Source organism: Caballeronia concitans (assembly GCF_001544615.1).
GTDB lineage: Bacteria > Pseudomonadota > Gammaproteobacteria > Burkholderiales > Burkholderiaceae > Caballeronia > Caballeronia concitans.
Genome location: NZ_FCNV02000004.1, coordinates 140,229 through 156,788 on the forward strand (window position 1 = coordinate 140,229; position 16,560 = coordinate 156,788).

The window sequence follows — 16,560 nt, forward strand, 5'->3', positions numbered from 1 at the left end:
CATGCAGAGGGAATAACGATGAGAACGTCACGACGATTCATACTGAGCGCCGCGAGCATCGCACTTGCGCTCAGTGCGTGCGCGGTGGTGGACCGCAGCGACAGCACCGCCGCCGCGCTCGAACGAAACGCGAGCTGGACCGTGCTGCCTATCGCCAATCGCACGGAAACGCCGCAAGCGGGCTTGCGCGCATCGGCGATTGCGCAGAGCCTGCTTGCATCGGGCGGCATGCAGGTCACGCGCTATCCCGACACCGGCGATGAAGAAACGCTCTTCGACACGGCCAAACCCGATGCGAACGCGAAAGCGCTTGCGTGGGCGCGATCGCAGAACGTGCGCTATGCGTTGACCGGCACGGTGACGGAATGGCGCTACAAGGTCGGCGTGGATGGCGAGCCGGCCGTGGGTCTCACCTTCGATGTCCTCGATGTCGCGAGCGGCAAGGTCGTCTGGAGCGCAGCGGGCAGCCGCACAGGATGGAGCCGCGATGCGTTGTCGGGCGTCGCGCAGAAGCTCGAAAAAGAGCTTCTCGGCACGTTGACGAAGTAGCCCGTCATGCGCGCCATCGAAGGCAAGCGAAAAGCATCGGGCGATGCGGATAACGCCGCTCAATCGCGACGCACGCGCGCCGCGCAAAGCGGACAGTCCGTCGCGCACGACATGCCGTGGGCGCGTGTGTTCGCGCCATCGGGCATCTCGCGCAGGCGCGCTGCGTTCATCGCGATGGAAGTCGTCGTCGCGACTATCGCGCTGCTCGTGGTGTGCCGCTTCGTCGATCCCGCCGATCCCCTGCTCGCACGCACCGGCTTCGGATGGGTCTGGCTCATGCCCGTCGTCTTTGCGCTGCGTTACGGCACGCTTGCGGGCACGGCAAGCGCCCTCTTGCTGCTGCTTGCGTGGTATGCCCCGCAATGGCTTCCCGACGCGCACGGCCACGCCGCGTCTCCATTTCCCGGCGGCTTCTTCTTCGGCGGCTTCGTGCTTACACTGCTGTGCGGGCAGTTCGGCGATATCTGGATCGGCCGTCAGCGGCAAGCACGCATTGCCAACGATTATCTCGCCGAGCGGCTTTCAATCCTCACGAAGAATCAGTTCCTGTTGCGTCTCTCGCATGAACGGCTCGAACAGGATGTGCTCGCGCGGCCCGCTACGTTGCGCGACTCACTCGCGCGGCTTCGCACGCTCGCGCTCAACGATGAAGACGGCGGTCCGCTGCAAGGCGCCGCGCGTTTTCTGAAGACGGCGGCGCAAGCATGCCAGCTCGAAACCGCGAGTCTCTTCGCATGGACCGACAACGCCGTGGCGCTTACGCCCGTTGCCAGCGTGGGCGAACCCTTCGAACTCGATGCGAACGATCCGCTCGTCAGCGAGGCGCTGGACAAACTCGTGCTGACGCATCCCGAAGCGAATGCAAACGATGCCGGCACGCGTTATCGCGCGGTCGCGCCATTGCTCGATGCAGGCGGCCGGCACGTTGCGCTGCTCGTGGTCGCGCGCATGCCGTTCCTCGCAATGACGCGCGACAACTTGCAGTTCCTGCTCGTGCTGTGCGGCTATTACGCCGACAGCGTGCGCCATGCGGAAGTCAGCCGCTCGATTCTCCAGGCGTTCCCGCGCTGTCCCTACGATTTCGCGCTCGACTATGCACGCCTCGTTCATCTGCTGCGCGATACGGGCGTCGAGTCGTCGCTCGTCGCGCTCGTGTTCGATACGACGGAGTTCGGCGCGTCGCTGCATGAACACGTGCTGCGTATGCGGCGCTCGCTCGATGCACAATGGCCCATCGTCACGCCGAAGCATCGTGTCGTGCTCACGCTGATGCCGCTCTCGGGCGAGAGCGCAGTCGCGGGCTATCTGTTGCGCATCGAAGAGAACCTGCGCGCGCAGTTCGGCGCGGACTTCGAATCGGCACACGTCGCGACACACGCGATGCATCTCGACGCCGATGCACCCGTTGATTCGCTGCATCACTTCCTGAGGCTGTGCCATGCCGAAGACTGAGCGCACCGCGAGCCGCATCGTCACTGGGCTTGCGTCGCTGGCGGCGCTCGTCGGCGTCGTCGTGCAGATGGTTGTGTTCGTGCTCGCATCGCGCGGCGGCGATCCCACGCGCGTGCTGCTCTCATGCTTGACCCTTCAGGCGGCTGCGGCCGCGCTGATCGCGTTTGCGTGCTGGCGGACCTTGCCGCATCGCTATCGGTCGAAGGGTGCGTTGCTTTATATCGGATTACTAACGTTCGCGGTGCCGGTGGGCGGCGCGCTGGTCTCCGTCGGCGCGATGGTGCTCGCGCTCGCGTTGCCGCGCCGCGTGCCGGCGAGGGACATCGCTTACGTCGAAGAGCCGGAGTTCGCCACGCATCTGATCCCGCACGTTTCATACGGACGCGGCGCGCGGCTCAAAGCCGAGTTGCAGAACAACGAAGGCATCACGTCGTTGCGCATGACCGCCCTTCTCGCGATGCAGTCCATGCCCGCGCACACCATCAGTCCGCTCTTGCGCGGCATGTTGGCCGATCCGCTCGACGATATCCGCCTGCTCGCCTACGGCATGCTCGACAGTCAGGAGAAGCAACTCACGCAGCGCATTCTGGCCGAGCGTCCGAAACTCGAGGCCGAGCTTGCGCCGAAGGAACGTTATGAGGTCAACAAGACGCTCGCCGAACTCTATGGCGAGCTCATCTACGCGCATCTCGTTCAGGGCGATGTCTACCGCAATGCAGCGGATCAGGCCGACGCCTACGCCGCCGCCGCGCTCGACATCGAACCCTCCGACGCCGCGCTATGGCGCATGCGCGGAAGGCTCGCACTGGATCGCGGCGATCTCGACGCCGCCGATACCTTGCTCGAACGCGCGATCGAAGAAGGCTTCGCGCGCGACCGCATGCTGCCTTATCTCGCGGAAGCGGCTTATTTGCGCGGCGATTTCGCGCGCGTGAAGACATTGCTCGCACAGATGAGTCCGTCCGCGATCCTTCCCGTCATGAGACCCGTGCTCGACTACTGGCGCGGCTCGCTTGCCACGCTTCGCAAAGGCTCGACATGAACACCGTTGCCGATACGGCCATCAACAAGGCATGGCCCGCGCTCAGCACGAACTTGCCCAAAGCGCCGCACGCCGATGTCGTGCTGTTGCTCGAAGGAACGTTCCCGTATGTGAGCGGCGGCGTATCCAGTTGGGTCAATCAGATGATCCGCGCGTTTCCCGATCTCACGTTCGCGTTGTGCTTTCTCGGCAGCCGACCCCAGGATTATCCGAAGGCGTCGTATGCATTGCCCGACAACGTCGTGCATCAAGAGAATCACTTTCTCTACGACTTCGAAGCCGCGCCCGAAGCCGCGAAGCGCCGGGGCGACCGTATGGCGTTCGCGCAATCCGCGGAGCTGCACGAAGCCATGCGAAATCCCGCGATGCGCGCCGCCGCAGGCCCCATGCTGCGCGACATGCTGAAAGACCTTGCACCGGACGGCCGCTTGTCCGAGCGCGAATTCCTCTATTCGCGCGAGGCGTGGAACTACGTGACACAGCAGTATCGCGAACGCTGCACGGACCCTTCGTTCGTCGATTACTTCTGGACCGTGCGCGTGATGCACAAGCCGCTATGGCTGCTCGCACGCATTGCGAACGGACTGCCCGATGCAGGCGTGTACCACACCGTATCGACAGGATATGCGGGCTTTCTCGGCGCGCTCGCGCACTTTCGAACCGGACGGCCGCTGCTGGTATCCGAGCATGGCATCTATACGAAGGAACGGAAGATCGATCTGTTCCAGAGCCAGTGGATACGCGATAACCGCAGCATCTTCGAACGCGATGTCTCGCAAGTCGGCTATTTCCGCGATCTGTGGGTGCGCTTCTTCGAGACGCTCGGTCGCGTGTGTTACGACGCCGCCGACGACATCATCGCGCTCTATGAAGGCAACCGTCAGCGTCAGGTCGCCGATGGCGCGCCCGCGCAAAAGACCGCGAGCATACCGAACGGCGTCGATCTGCCAAGGCTTTCGGCGCTACGCAACAAGCGCGCGGCGGGCGTGCCGAAGACCTTGTGCCTGATCGGCCGCGTGGTGCCGATCAAGGACATCAAGACCTTCATTCGCGCGATGCTGACTGTCGTGCGCAAGGAGCCCGATGCCGAAGCATGGATCGCCGGTCCTGAAGACGAGGACGTCGAATACGCCCGCGAATGCCGCAGTCTCGTCGAAAGTCTCGGGCTTCAGGGCAAGGTCAGATTTCTCGGCTTTCAGAAGATCGACGAGCTGCTGCCGAAATGCGGCGTTCTCATACTTAGTTCGATATCCGAAGCATTGCCGCTGGTCGTGCTCGAAGGCTTCGCGGCGGGCGTGCCTTCGGTGACGACGGATGTCGGCTCGTGCAGGCAACTGATCCACGGCTTGCCCGGCGACGACGCGGCGCTCGGGGCGGCGGGCCGCGTCGTGCAGATTGCCGATCCGCGCGCGCTCGCCGATGCCGCACTCGATTTGCTCGACGAAGACAACTGGCGTGCGGCGCAAGCGGCGGGCATTGCGCGCGTCGAACGCTTCTATACGCAGGAACGGATGGTGGGCGCCTATCGCACGCTGTACGAGCGGCTCATTAACCGCGAATAACCGAATCAGAAGAGGCAGGGGAATCGTCATGGCGGGAATCGGCTTCGAACTGCGCAAGATGCTTCAGCGCGAAACGCTGGTCGGCCTCATGCAGGCGTATGCGTATGCGGGCCTCATCAGCGCAGGACCGTGGATTCTGTCGATCATCGGCATGTTGCTGATCGGCATTCTAAGCCTGCCCTTCGTGTTGCCGACCGGACTCATCACACAGTTTCAGGTATCGGTGACCTATTTGATATCGCTCTCGCTCGTGCTGACCGGACCGCTGCAACTCGGCTTCACACGCTTCACGTCTGATCGTTTGTTCGAGAAGCGCGGCGACATGGTGCTGCCGAACTATCACGGCGCGGCGCTCGTCGCGACGATCGCCGCCATCGTGCTCGGCGGACTCGCGGTCGTGTTCCTGTTTCCGGCGCAGTCGGCGGCGTACCGAATGCTGATGCTCGCGGGCTTCGTCGTGATGAGCAACATCTGGCTCGCGACGATTTTTCTGTCCGGCATGAAGCAGTACACGTCTATTTTGTGGGTGTTTTTCGTCGGCTATACGTTGACGGCGGGCGCCGCCATCACACTCAATATCTTCGGACTGACGGGACTGCTCGGCGGCTTCGTGTTCGGGCAAACGGTGCTGCTCGCGGGACTGCTGACGCTGATCTATCGCGACTACACGAGCGAACGTTTCATCTCATTCGAGTTCTTCTCGAAGCGATACCGCTATCCCACCCTCATGGCGACGGGCTTTCTCTACAACCTCGCCATCTGGATCGACAAGTTCATGTTCTGGTACGCGCCGGGTACGGGACAGGATGTGATCGGTCCGCTGCGGGCATCGATCATCTACGACATCCCCGTGTTTCTTGCGTATCTCGCGATCATTCCCGGCATGGCGGTGTTTCTGATGCGCATCGAAACCGACTTCGTCGAGTACTACGACGCGTTCTATGGCGCGGTTCGCGAAGGTGCTTCGTTGCAGCATATCGAACGCATGCGCAATGCAATGGTGGAAGCGCTGCGCAATGGGCTTTATGAAATCGTCAAGGTGCAGGCGACGGCTGCGCTACTGCTTTTCGCGGTCAGCACCGCGCTGCTGGGATGGCTCGGCATCTCGGCGCTGTATTCGCCGCTGCTTTATATCGATGTCATCGCCGCGAGCCTGCAAGTGCTCTTCATGGGCGTGATCAATGTGTTCTTCTATCTCGACAAGCGCCGTGTGGTGCTGGCGCTCGTGTTGTTATTCGTGGTGTCGAATGTCGTGCTGACGGGCGCGACGCTTGCCGCGAACCCGGGATGGTACGGATACGGCTTTGCAGGCTCGCTGTTGATCGTGCTGCTCGTCAGCCTCGCGTGGCTCGACCGTAAGCTCGAGCTGCTGGAATACGAAACGTTCATGATTCAATAATGGATTGGTCCTTGACGCTCGCGAAGAACGTTCGTTCGAAAATCCGTTTGTACGCTATCACACACAATTTCGTTCGCTATTCTAAATAGTGGATTGAATGTTAGGTAACCTTGTCCATACTTGATTTGCTCACTGTGGAGGGCAATACCACTGCGTCGCCCTTGCGGCGTCGCAGCGCAAGCCAGTCGCTCGTTCCACCTGGCCTTTCCACGTTCACGAGGCTCTGTATGGAATCCACTTCACTTAAGCGGCGCGCGTTCGTCAAGGGAACGGCGTCAGCGCTCGCGCTCGCATCCTTTCCAGAACTCGGCGCGGCCGTCACCCCGGTCATCCGACTCGAATGGCAAACGTTCAAAACGACGCAGCAATTTTCATCGTTTTACGACGCCGTGCGTACGATGAAAAGCAACACCAATGGCAGCTCGCCCGCATCGTGGCAATACTGGGTCAATGTTCATCGCAACTATTGCCCGCACAGCGAACCCTATTTTCTGGCGTGGCATCGCGGATACATCTATTGCCTGGAACAGCAGTTGAAGACCATATCGGGGGATAAGAATCTCACCCTTCCCTACTGGGATTACTACACGTATCCGGTCATTCCGTCCGAATTCACCAATAGCGCGAGCGCCAATCCGCTCTACGTACCGCGGGTGAATACGAATGTGTATCAGGCGCTCGATCTGAGCCCTTTCGCTTCGACCGTCGTCAACATGCAGCGCGGCACCAAGAACGCGTTCGAGACGAAGCTGGAGAATGCACCGCACAATCCGGTGCACGATCTTATCGGCGGCTACATGGGCGACATCAATACGGCGCCCATCGATCCAATCTTCTATCTGCATCACTGCAATCTCGACCGCTTATGGAACGCGTGGGAGCATCGTTCGACGAGCAAGGTGCCCGCGGCGACCAATAGCTACTGGAACGGCAGCTTCACCTATGCAAGCGGCCTCACGATGGCGAAGTCCAAGACGCGCACCCCGGCGAATCTCGGCTACGACTACGCCAACGACACCATGCCGCGGTCGCTGCCGCCACAAGCGCAACGAGGAGGAATCGTGCGAGTACAGGCGCAGATATCGGGGATACACGGGCGGCCGCCGGTCGGCAACTTCCCATCGAGCCCGGGCCGCAGCGTGTCCGCGACGCGCCGTTCGCTGGGCGGCGCAAAGGGCGTCCATCTGGGCAATGCATCCGTGAGCGCGCTCGTGGCGCTATCGTCGTCCAATGCGACGGCACTGAAGGACACGCTCGCTGTATCGCCGGCGGCGAGTCCCGGTGATTCGCTCGAGACGCCGCAAGCGATGGCGCCGGGCAAGGCATCCTTCCGTTTCGTGAAGCTCGTGCTCGATGGCATCGCGCTTTCGGCGGCGGCGCAGAACGGCGGCTTCTTCTATAACGTCTATGTGAATCTGCCCGCGACCGGCGATATCGATTCGGTCAAGGCCGATTACTTCGTCGGCACGATCGGCGCATTCGAGATCTCGACCATGAAGCATCACGGCATGAAGATGCTCTCGTACGACGTGACCGAGCAACTCGCGCGCGGCGGTCCCGGCAATGCAGCTCAGATCGTAGTCTCATTCGTGCGCATCAGCGGTCCCAATTCGCCGAATGGCGACGCGGTGTCCGTCGACGAAGTACGCGTGGAACTCGGCACGGACGCGCCCTGAGCGCAAGCACCCTATGAAGCGGCTCGTCATGATGAATCGAAGACGAGCCGCTTCGTTCGTCACGCACGCGCATTCTCCGCACGAATGAAATCGACGAAAGCCCGCAGCGGCCCCGGCATATGCGCGCGGCTCGGGTAATAGAGCGATGGCCCTGGAAAACTCTGCCACCACGGCTTCAGAATCGGAACGAGCCCGCCGCGTTCGATATCCGCGCGCACGAATTCCTCGAACGTGTAAGTGAGTCCGAGTCCCGCGAGCGCGGCGCTTCGGCTCAGTTCAATCGATGTCGTCGCCAGCGGCCCGCGCGGCGCAATGCGCATGATTTTGTCGCCCCGCTTGAATTCCCACGACGCGAGCACGCCGCTTTCAAAGCGATGCCCGATGCATGCGTGATTCACCAGCTCGCGCGGATGCTTCGGCTCACCATGCAGCGCGAGATAAGCCGGCGCGGCAGCGGCGACGAAGCGCTGCGTGCGCGGACCGATCGGCACCGCGATCATGTCGCGCTCGATGCGCTCGTCGTAGCGAATGCCGGCATCGAAACCGGCGGCGAGCACATCGATGAAGTTATCTGTTGCGCTGACTTCGAGCGTGATGCCCGGATGCGCGGTGAGAAAGCGCGGAATGATCGACGGAAGAATCTCGCGCGATGCGATGGTCGGCACGTTCAGACGCAGCGTGCCCGTTGGACTGTCGCGATACACGTTGACGGCGTCGAGTGCGCCCGCAATCTCCGCGAACGCGGGCGTGAGCCGTTCGATCAGCCGCTCGCCCGCCTCGGTCGGCGTGACGCTGCGCGTCGTGCGGTTCAGAAGGCGCACGCCGAGCCGCGCTTCGAGCCGGCGCACCGCATCGCTCAATGACGATGCCGATACGCCGCGCAACAGCGCCGCCTGACGAAAGCCGCGGGCGCGCGCCACCGCGAGATACGCGTGGAGATCGGAGACATCCGGTTCGCTCATTGTCCGCCTCGGCGCACAGCCCATTCGAATTGAGGCGGATTATCGCACGGGCATTTCGAACACATAATGCAATCCGACGCCTGCACATGCGGGCCAACGGAACCTCGAAAGGAGATGGAACATGGAACAACGACAGTTGGGCAAGACCGGACCGCAATCCTCCGCCATTGGGCTCGGCTGCATGGGCATGTCCGGCATGTACGGGCCGTCGGACCGCGCGGAAAGCATCGCGACGATCCACGCGGCGCTCGAAGCGGGTGTCACGCTGCTCGATACCGGCGACTTCTACGGCATGGGCCACAACGAATTGCTGATTGCCGAGGCGTTGAGAACCGCGCCGCCGTCGCGCCGAGATGCCGCGATTCTCAGCGTGAAGTTCGGCGGCATGCGCGATCCGGCGGGCAACTGGACCGATTACGACGCGCGTCCCAACGCGGTCAAGAACTTCCTCGCCTATACGCTGCAGCGCCTGGGCGTCGAGCATATCGACATCTATCGCCCCGCGCGGCTCGATCCGAAAGTGCCCATCGAAGACACCGTCGGCGCGATCGCGGACATGATCCGGGCGGGCTACGTGCGTCACGTCGGGCTGTCGGAAGTGGGCGCAGCGACCATTCGAAAGGCGGCGCAAGTGCATGCAATATGCGATTTGCAGATCGAATACTCGCTGATCTCGCGCGGAATCGAGGACGCGATTCTGCCCGCCTGCCGCGCGCTCGGTATCGGCATCTCGGCGTATGGCGTGCTGTCGCGCGGACTTATTAGCGGACACTGGACGAAGGAATCGGCGCAAGCGGGCGACTGGCGCGCGCATAGTCCGCGCTTTCAGGACGGCCATGTCGAACGCAATCTCGCCCTCGTCGATGCGCTCGCGCAGATTGCGCAAAGCAAGGGCGTGAGCGTGGCGCAGATCGCGATTGCGTGGGTGCTCGCGCAGGGCGACGACATCGTGCCGGTCATCGGCGCGAGGCGGCGCGACCGGCTGAGCGAATCGCTGGGCGCGCTCGATGTCACCCTTTCCGCCGATGAACTCGCCGCGATCGAATCGGCCGTGCCGAAGGGCGCAGCATCCGGCGACCGCTACGCCGCCGTGCAGATGGCGCATCTGGATAGCGAGAAGCATTGAGCGCATCGGGCGCGCATGAGCCAGCACGGAGCGGGTCCGCCGGTTGCAACGCACGCGACGTTTGCATTTTGCATGCATCATGCACATCGACCGATTCATTGCCGCTATCCGGCGAAGGAAAACTTCATGAAGGCATTCACACTCCGCGCGCCCGGCGGACTCGACAAGCTCGAAATCCGCGACATTCCCGATCCCGGCGCGCCCGGGCCGGGCCAGATTCGCGTCGCATTGCACGCGACATCGCTCAACTTTCATGACCTTCTGGTCGTGAGCGGCAAGAGTCCCGCCGCCGATGGCCGCGTGCCGATGTCCGATGGCGCGGGCGTCGTCGAAGCCGTCGGCGATGGCGTCACCGAGTTCAAGGCCGGCGATCACGTCGTCTCGTGCTTCTTTCCGCAATGGGCCGATGGCCTGCCGCAAGCGGAAGTGGGCAACTTCGCGGGCACGCCGGGCGACGGCATCGACGGCATGGCGGCGATGCACGTCGTGCGCGCGGCCGGCGCCTTCACGCATGCGCCGCGCGGCTGGAGCCACACCGAAGCGGCCACGATCACGACAGCCGGCCTCACCGCATGGCGCGCGCTCGTGGTGGACGGCGGGCTCAAGGCGGGCGACACCGTGCTCGCGCTCGGCACGGGCGGCGTGTCGATTGCGGCGCTGCAGATCGCGAAGGCGATGGGCGCGCAGGTGATCGTCACGTCGTCGTCGGACGAGAAACTCGCGCGCGCGAAGGCACTCGGGGCCGATCACGTCGTCAATTACCGCACGCACGAGCAATGGGCCGGGCCCGTGCGCGAATTCACGGGCGGGCGCGGCGTCGATCACGTGATCGAAGTCGGCGGGCCGGGCACGCTCGCGCAGTCGATCGAAGCGGTGCGCGTCGGCGGTCATATCGCGCTGATCGGCGTGCTGACGGGCCGCGAAGGCAACGTGCCGACATCGCTACTGATGGCGCGTCAGGCGAAGCTGCAGGGCCTGATCGTCGGAAGCCGGAGACATCAGCAAGACTATGTGCGCGCGCTCGAAAGCAATGGCGTGCGGCCCGTCATCGACCGGACATTCCCCTTCGATGCCCTGCCCGATGCGTTCCGGCATCAGGAAAGCGGCTCGCACTTCGGGAAGATCTGCGTGGAGTGGTGAAGATGCGATAGTGCGACCGCGCCGGGCGGCATGCGCATTGCAGTGCATCTTGGATCGACACAACGAGCAGTCAACCATGATCGACAAGCGCACGCGACGTTTCGTATCGATGCTCTCGGCCGCTGCTGCTGTGGCCGCCTTCGCCACCGCGCCTTCGCTCGTTCTCGCGCAGGCCGCGCCCGGCAACCAGCAGCGCAGCGAAGGCTTCGGCGTCCGCGGCGGGCAGTCCGGACAAGCCGGCCAGGGCGCGAGCCCGCAAGGCGGTCAAGGCGGCGCGACGCAAGTCGGCACGCCGCCCGCTCAGTTGAAGCGCGAGGAAGAAGCGCGTCAGCGCGGAAAGACGGGATCGGCAGGCGCTTCAAGTACGGGCGCGAAGTAGCGACGCACCGCGCATTCTTTCAACTCATGCGACGGCGTCTTTTCATGCGGATTACATTTCGGCCACCGCTCTTCTATGATGAGGAAGCGCGCCCGTCGCAACGACGATAAATAACGGCTTTAGCTCACGTTCACGCGCGCTGCTCCCATTCATCGGCGGAGAACAGCCTTCATGAGCATGCGTTCGACCGAAAGCGAAGCCGCCCGCGACGATGCGTCCCTCGAAGATGCCAGCGTGCGCGATCATCCCCGATACGCGCAGATGTTTCCCGTGCTCTCCGCCGCCGACATCGAACGGCTGCGGCGCTTCGGTCACACGGAGCATCATGAAAAAGGCACGTTTCTGTATCGCGCTGGCAGTCTTTGCCCCGGCTCGTTCGTGCTGCTGTCGGGCAAGGTGAGGATCGTCGCGCGTGAAGGTTTGCTGCGCGAACGCGTGATTCATACTTACACGCAGCGCGGCGAATTCACTTCCGATGTCGCGCAGTTGTCGAACAAGCCCGCCGTCGTCGATGCCTATGTGATCGAGGACGTCGAAGCCATTCTCCTGCGCCCCGATGCGCTGAGAGCCGTGATGGTCGCCGAAGCGGATCTCGGCGAGCGGATCATGCGCGCGCTCATCCTGCGGCGCGTGCTCGTCTTCGAGCGCGGACATGGCGTGGTGCTGGTGGGCGCATCGGGCAGTGCTCGGCTGCGGTCGCTGCAAAACTTTCTTAGCCGCAATGTCTTTCCGAGCATCACGCTGGATGCCGAACACAACGCGGACGCGCTCGCGCTGCTCGAGCGTCTCACGCCGCAGCCCGACGACTTTCCGCTCGTCGTCTGCCCGAGCGGGACCGTGTTGCGCAATCCGGATGAAGGGCAACTGGCGTCGTGTCTCGGTCTCGTTCCCGAGTTCGATCCGGCGCACGTGTATGACACGCTGATCGTCGGCGCGGGTCCGGCGGGACTCGCTGCGGCGGTGTATGCGGCGTCCGAGGGATTGTCGGTGGCGGGCATCGATTGCCGCGCGCCCGGTGGACAAGCGGGCAGCAGTTCACGCATCGAAAACTATCTCGGCTTTCCGACCGGCATCACGGGACTCGCGCTCGCGGGCCGCGCCTTCGTGCAGGCGCAAAAATTCGGCGCGCATATCGGCATTCCATGCGAAGCCGAGGCCTTGCATTGCGATGCGGCCCCGCTCGCCGTCGAACTGCGCGATGGCCGGCGCGTCGCCACGCGCACCGTCGTCATTGCGAGCGGCGCGGATTATCGGCGTCCGGATGTCGATGGTCTCGCGCGTTTCGAAGGCAGCGGCGTCTATTACTGGGCCACGCCGATCGAAGCGCGGCTCTGTCGCAAGGAACCGGTCGCGCTCGTCGGCGGCGGCAATTCGGCGGGACAGGCCGTGGTCTTTCTGGCGTCGCACGCGGAGCATGTCCACATGTTCTTCCGCGGTCCGAGTTTGAAGCACAGCATGTCGCATTATCTGATCGAACGCATTGCGGGATTGCCGAACGTGACGTTGCATTCCGGCACGGCGCTGACTGCGCTGGATGGCGATGCCCGTCTCGAACGCGTGCGATATCGCGATAAAGACGGCATCGAAAACGCACTAGACACGCATCATCTGTTCGTCTTTATCGGCGCGCAGCCGAGGGCGCATTGGCTCAAGACATGCGGCGTCGCGCTCGACGCGAAAGGCTTCGTGCTCACCGGTGCAGATGTGCCCGGCAGCGACGCCCGCGCAATGTCATTGCAAACGAGTATTCCCGGCGTGTACGCAATAGGCGATGTGCGTTCCGGATCCATCAAGCGCGTGGCGTCGGCTGTCGGCGAAGGCGCGGCGGTCGTCGCACAGATTCACGCTTATCTCGCGGTTCATGCGTGAGCGATATCACTCGACGTTAATGAGCACCGGCGCAGGTATCGACGCCTTCGAGTCCGCGCGCACGCTTGACCGCTTCCAGGCGCGCCTGGGCAGCCTGCAGGTTGCGCGGATAATAAAAATCCTCTTCCCACGGTTGATGGCCCACGCTTTCCAGCTCGCGCAATTCACACAACTGACGCGCGCGCGCCGCCGACATTTGTGCAGACGATTGACATGCACTGAGCGTGGACAGCGCTAGCGCGACGACAACCGCATGAAGCATTGGACGAAGCGCGAAAGCATGCACAAGAATTGCTCCTTTCTGTCGTCGTCGCCAGTAACAAGCGGCTCTTTTCACGCTCGCCCCGGCAATCCCTGTTCCCTCTCAAGCCGCTTCTTTGCGTTACGACAAGACAGAACCCATCCTTAGCGTACGCCTTTCACGTCAGCTAAAGGGCCTATAAATGATGGTGTAGTCGAGAGTAACGATCATGGTCATCAACTGTGTCCATTGCGGCAAGCTGTATTTTCTTGATAGTGAAGATCGCAAAGTCAAGACATGCCCCGTCTGTGGGGCGGAAGACGCCGAGTACGTTGCAATGACGATCTTCTTCGCTCAAGCAAGCAGTGACGCACGGCCTGTCATGGGCAGCAATGGACAGGAAACGCAACGGCCGCATTCCTGAGTTTCTTGCGGGATCTTCGCCTATCGCTTGACGAATGGCGCGCCGTACGGAAACGCCGACAGACATCGCGTAAGTGATGTCGATCGGCGTTTTTTGTTTGAAAAACCTACGACTGCACGAATGCGAGTAAGTCGGCGTTAAGCACATCCGCATTGATCGTCAACATTCCGTGCGAAAAGCCGGGGTAAGTCTTGAGCGTCCCGTTCTTGAGCAGCTTGACGGACTTGAGCGCCGAATCGGCGATCGGTACGATCTGATCGTCTTCGCCGTGGAGAACCAGCGTCGGCACCGTGATCGACTTGAGGTCTTCCGTCTGGTCGGTTTGCGAGAATGCCGTCACGCCGTCGTAATGCGCCTTCGCACTGCCCATCATGCCTTGTCGCCACCAGTTCTGAATGACGCCCTGATGCACGGTCGCGCCCGGACGATTGAAACCGTAGAACGGACCGGCCGGAACATCGATAAAAAACTGCGCGCGATTATCAGCGACAGATTTGCGGAAACCGTCGAAGACTTCCATGGGAAGCCCTTCCGGATTCGCCTCGGTTTTCAGCATGAGCGGCGGCACCGCGCTGACGAGCACGGCCTTCGCCGTGCGTCCGGACGGCTCGCCATGCCGTGCCACGTAACGCGCCACTTCGCCGCCGCCGGTGGAATGGCCGATATGCACCGCATTGCGCAGATCGAGCGCTTCGACGACAGCAAAAGCATCGGCTGCATAGTGGTCCATGTCATGACCGTCGGGGACTTGTGCCGAGCGGCCATGACCGCGTCGATCATGCGCGATCACGCGATATCCCTTCAGAACGAAGAAGAGCATCTGCGCGTCCCAATCATCGGAAGACAACGGCCAGCCATGATGGAAAACAATGGGCTGACCATCCTTCGGGCCCCAGTCCTTGTAGAAGATTTCGACGTTGTCCTTCGTTGTGACGTACGGCATGGAATTCTCCTTTTTCGACGGTATCGGGCAATACGGCAAAGCCGGGCATCATCATCCGGCGCGATTGTTACAACCGCCACCTTCGTGGCGAGTGACATCTACGGCGAACTGCGGGAAGCGACGGGAGAAGAATACGGATATCAGACTTCTGGCGAAATAGCGCCAGATGCAACGTTGCGTTGCGCAAGTGGAATGCTAGACGACTTCAAAATTATTGGCGCGGAACGTGGCCAATCTGTTTGCCGGGTACTGCTTGTGACGTCGTTCGATTCTCTTATTATTTTAATTTGAATCAACCGGCGTGATCGTTTCATCTTTCGAACCGACGTCACGCCGCGTCAAGTCACTCGTCGACTTCGCTTTCGTCGACGAGATGCGCAATCTCATCTACCTCGATACACCGTCCATTCCGATTCTTGACGCCGTAGCCCCACGCGTGGACATGCGCGCCGGGAGCGAGATAGTCGGAAAGCGCCTCGGCCGCGTGGGGCGGCATGCGCAGCGACGTGCCATCGTCGAGCAAGGCGCCGCGCAGCTCGCCTTTGGGACCGAATAACGAAAGCCGTACTGCGCCGGATGCTTCCATCGCTCGCTGCACGACCTCCGCATGGCGATGCTTCGCATCGTGGTCCGGGCCTTCATCGATGATCGCGCGGCCATCCTTCGTGGTCACGGCGACCGCCGCGATCATATCCACGCCGCGTGGCTTGATTCCGCGCACCGTGACGGCATCGCCGATCGCGATACGACGCGCGATCTGCTTCGAAAGATGCGGCGGGAAATGTACTTGCCGCGACTGGCCGAGGACGAAACCGTCGAGTTCGCCATGCGGGTTCAGCAGGTAATGCGTGACGGTGCCACGCGTTTCGGGCAGACAGTCGGGGTCGATCCAGTGCATCGAGGGTTCTCCTTTATTGGGCCAAGGGTCGCTACGCATTTTGCACGCAGCATGCTGCATTCATAATGCAGCTAGCAAATCCCTCGCCTTACAAGCGGAAAAGCCCGCGAATCAGGTTGCGTCCGAGGCCTTCGACGATGCTTCTTGCGCGCGCCGAAGCCGCTCGCGGCTGTTCGACAGATGCATGCGCATCGCCGCACGCGCGGCTTCGGCGTCCCGGCGCTCGATCGCATCGTAGATGTCTTCGTGTTCGCGATTCACGCGGTCCAGATAGCTGCCCGGATCGTTATGCGCGAGCGCGGCCGAATTGACGCGCGTGCGCGGGATGATGGTGTTGCCGAGCTGACTCAGAATGCTGTGGAAATAGCGATTACCGGTCGCCTTCGCCAGTTCGAGGTGGAACGCGACGTCGGCCGCCACCGCGTTGCCGGTGCCTTCCGCGATGTGCCGCTCGAACTCGTCGAGCGCGCGGCGCATGTGCGCGAGGTTGTCGTCGGTGCGGCGCATCGCGGCCAGGCCCGCCGCTTCGGCTTCGAGGCTGATGCGCAGTTCCAGGATCGCCATGACGTCGCGCACGGTGAGGTCGCCGGCGGCATCGATCTGGAACCGGTCCTGATCGCTCGCTTCGAGCACGAAGGTGCCGATGCCATGACGCGTCTGCACGAGCCGCGCCGCCTGCAGCCGCGAGATCGACTCGCGCACGACGGTTCGGCTGACGCCGAGCTGGGCCATGATTTCCGATTCCGTCGGCAGCTTGTCGCCGGGCTGCAGCGCGCCGCTGCGGATGCGCTCGGACAGTTCGGCGACGACCTCCTCGGTCAGATTGCGGGAACGGCGAAGCGCGCCGGTTGCGGGTGCTGGAGACATTGAAGAGCCGATGGTTTGAATGCTGATGGCC

15 protein-coding genes are annotated in these 16,560 nt (G+C 62.5%); 10 read left to right on the forward strand and 5 right to left on the reverse strand.

Going from position 1 to position 16,560, the window contains the following annotated elements; all coding sequences use genetic code 11:
• Positions 1-18: 18 nt before the first annotated feature.
• The 6 genes from AWB72_RS12920 (at position 19) to AWB72_RS12945 (ending at position 7,680) form a co-directional block, all read left to right on the forward strand.
• Positions 19-549 carry a hypothetical protein gene (locus AWB72_RS12920; RefSeq protein WP_040052459.1) on the forward strand — a complete coding sequence of 177 codons (531 nt, stop codon included), beginning with the start codon at positions 19-21 and terminating at the stop codon, positions 547-549.
• Positions 550-555: 6 nt separating this feature from the next.
• Positions 556-2,001 carry a PelD GGDEF domain-containing protein gene (locus tag AWB72_RS12925; RefSeq protein ID WP_040052460.1) on the forward strand — a complete coding sequence of 482 codons (1,446 nt, stop codon included), beginning with the start codon at positions 556-558 and terminating at the stop codon, positions 1,999-2,001.
• On the forward strand, positions 1,988-3,043 hold the full coding sequence (locus AWB72_RS12930; protein ID WP_040052461.1) for a tetratricopeptide repeat protein: 1,056 nt from the start codon (positions 1,988-1,990) through the stop codon (positions 3,041-3,043). Before AWB72_RS12925 ends, AWB72_RS12930 begins: the two co-directional genes overlap by 14 nt.
• Positions 3,040-4,605, forward strand: a complete 1,566-nt coding sequence (pelF, locus tag AWB72_RS12935; RefSeq protein ID WP_052450067.1) for a GT4 family glycosyltransferase PelF — start codon at positions 3,040-3,042, stop codon at positions 4,603-4,605. Before AWB72_RS12930 ends, pelF begins: the two co-directional genes overlap by 4 nt.
• 28 nt (positions 4,606-4,633) lie before the next feature.
• The gene (pelG, locus tag AWB72_RS12940; protein WP_040052462.1) at positions 4,634-6,004 is read left to right on the forward strand and encodes an exopolysaccharide Pel transporter PelG; all 1,371 of its coding nucleotides are present in this window, start codon (positions 4,634-4,636) and stop codon (positions 6,002-6,004) included.
• Between the two features lie 227 nt (positions 6,005-6,231).
• Positions 6,232-7,680, forward strand: coding sequence for a tyrosinase family protein (locus AWB72_RS12945; RefSeq protein ID WP_040052463.1), 1,449 nt, complete (start codon positions 6,232-6,234; stop codon positions 7,678-7,680).
• A 59-nt stretch (positions 7,681-7,739) separates the two neighbouring features.
• Here AWB72_RS12945 and AWB72_RS12950 read toward each other — a convergent pair whose 3' ends face one another.
• Entirely contained in the window at positions 7,740-8,642 is a 903-nt protein-coding gene (locus AWB72_RS12950; protein ID WP_040052464.1) for a LysR family transcriptional regulator, read from the reverse strand.
• A 121-nt stretch (positions 8,643-8,763) separates the two neighbouring features.
• Here AWB72_RS12950 and AWB72_RS12955 point away from each other — a divergent pair, with 121 nt between their 5' ends.
• The 4 genes from AWB72_RS12955 (at position 8,764) to AWB72_RS12970 (ending at position 13,156) form a co-directional block, all read left to right on the forward strand.
• Positions 8,764-9,768: an aldo/keto reductase gene (locus tag AWB72_RS12955; protein ID WP_040052465.1), complete on the forward strand. Its 1,005-nt coding sequence runs from the start codon at positions 8,764-8,766 to the stop codon at positions 9,766-9,768.
• A gap of 126 nt (positions 9,769-9,894) precedes the next feature.
• Positions 9,895-10,908, forward strand: coding sequence for a zinc-dependent alcohol dehydrogenase family protein (locus tag AWB72_RS12960; protein WP_087128132.1), 1,014 nt, complete (start codon positions 9,895-9,897; stop codon positions 10,906-10,908).
• A gap of 76 nt (positions 10,909-10,984) precedes the next feature.
• Entirely contained in the window at positions 10,985-11,287 is a 303-nt protein-coding gene (locus AWB72_RS12965) for a hypothetical protein (protein WP_040052466.1), read from the forward strand.
• Positions 11,288-11,458: 171 nt separating this feature from the next.
• A complete protein-coding gene (locus tag AWB72_RS12970; protein ID WP_040052467.1) occupies positions 11,459-13,156 on the forward strand; it encodes an FAD-dependent oxidoreductase in 1,698 nt (565 codons plus the stop codon).
• A 16-nt stretch (positions 13,157-13,172) separates the two neighbouring features.
• On the opposite strand, the gene AWB72_RS12975 is transcribed toward AWB72_RS12970, so the two are convergent.
• The 4 genes from AWB72_RS12975 to AWB72_RS12990 all read right to left on the reverse strand — a co-directional run bounded on the left by AWB72_RS12975 (position 13,173) and on the right by AWB72_RS12990 (position 16,529).
• A complete protein-coding gene (locus AWB72_RS12975; RefSeq protein ID WP_143754626.1) occupies positions 13,173-13,442 on the reverse strand; it encodes a hypothetical protein in 270 nt (89 codons plus the stop codon).
• 485 nt (positions 13,443-13,927) lie between these two features.
• Positions 13,928-14,764, reverse strand: coding sequence for an alpha/beta fold hydrolase (locus AWB72_RS12980; RefSeq protein ID WP_040052469.1), 837 nt, complete (start codon positions 14,762-14,764; stop codon positions 13,928-13,930).
• Positions 14,765-15,107: 343 nt separating this feature from the next.
• Positions 15,108-15,662, reverse strand: coding sequence for a hypothetical protein (locus AWB72_RS12985; RefSeq protein ID WP_040052470.1), 555 nt, complete (start codon positions 15,660-15,662; stop codon positions 15,108-15,110).
• A gap of 111 nt (positions 15,663-15,773) precedes the next feature.
• Positions 15,774-16,529, reverse strand: a complete 756-nt coding sequence (locus AWB72_RS12990; protein ID WP_040052471.1) for a FadR/GntR family transcriptional regulator — start codon at positions 16,527-16,529, stop codon at positions 15,774-15,776.
• Between the last annotated feature and the right edge of the window lie 31 nt (positions 16,530-16,560).

Excerpts from the sequence above, each read along its gene's own strand:
- AWB72_RS12920 (WP_040052459.1), top strand. The coding sequence starts at position 19 with ATGAGAACGTCACGACGATTCATACTGAGCGCCGCGAGCATCGCACTT.
- AWB72_RS12925 (WP_040052460.1), top strand. The coding sequence starts at position 556 with ATGCGCGCCATCGAAGGCAAGCGAAAAGCATCGGGCGATGCGGATAAC.
- AWB72_RS12930 (WP_040052461.1), top strand. The coding sequence starts at position 1,988 with ATGCCGAAGACTGAGCGCACCGCGAGCCGCATCGTCACTGGGCTTGCG.
- pelF (WP_052450067.1), top strand. The coding sequence starts at position 3,040 with ATGAACACCGTTGCCGATACGGCCATCAACAAGGCATGGCCCGCGCTC.
- pelG (WP_040052462.1), top strand. The coding sequence starts at position 4,634 with ATGGCGGGAATCGGCTTCGAACTGCGCAAGATGCTTCAGCGCGAAACG.
- AWB72_RS12945 (WP_040052463.1), top strand. The coding sequence starts at position 6,232 with ATGGAATCCACTTCACTTAAGCGGCGCGCGTTCGTCAAGGGAACGGCG.
- AWB72_RS12950 (WP_040052464.1), bottom strand. The coding sequence starts at position 8,642 with ATGAGCGAACCGGATGTCTCCGATCTCCACGCGTATCTCGCGGTGGCG.
- AWB72_RS12955 (WP_040052465.1), top strand. The coding sequence starts at position 8,764 with ATGGAACAACGACAGTTGGGCAAGACCGGACCGCAATCCTCCGCCATT.
- AWB72_RS12960 (WP_087128132.1), top strand. The coding sequence starts at position 9,895 with ATGAAGGCATTCACACTCCGCGCGCCCGGCGGACTCGACAAGCTCGAA.
- AWB72_RS12965 (WP_040052466.1), top strand. The coding sequence starts at position 10,985 with ATGATCGACAAGCGCACGCGACGTTTCGTATCGATGCTCTCGGCCGCT.
- AWB72_RS12970 (WP_040052467.1), top strand. The coding sequence starts at position 11,459 with ATGAGCATGCGTTCGACCGAAAGCGAAGCCGCCCGCGACGATGCGTCC.
- AWB72_RS12980 (WP_040052469.1), bottom strand. The coding sequence starts at position 14,764 with ATGCCGTACGTCACAACGAAGGACAACGTCGAAATCTTCTACAAGGAC.
- AWB72_RS12985 (WP_040052470.1), bottom strand. The coding sequence starts at position 15,662 with ATGCACTGGATCGACCCCGACTGTCTGCCCGAAACGCGTGGCACCGTC.
- AWB72_RS12990 (WP_040052471.1), bottom strand. The coding sequence starts at position 16,529 with ATGTCTCCAGCACCCGCAACCGGCGCGCTTCGCCGTTCCCGCAATCTG.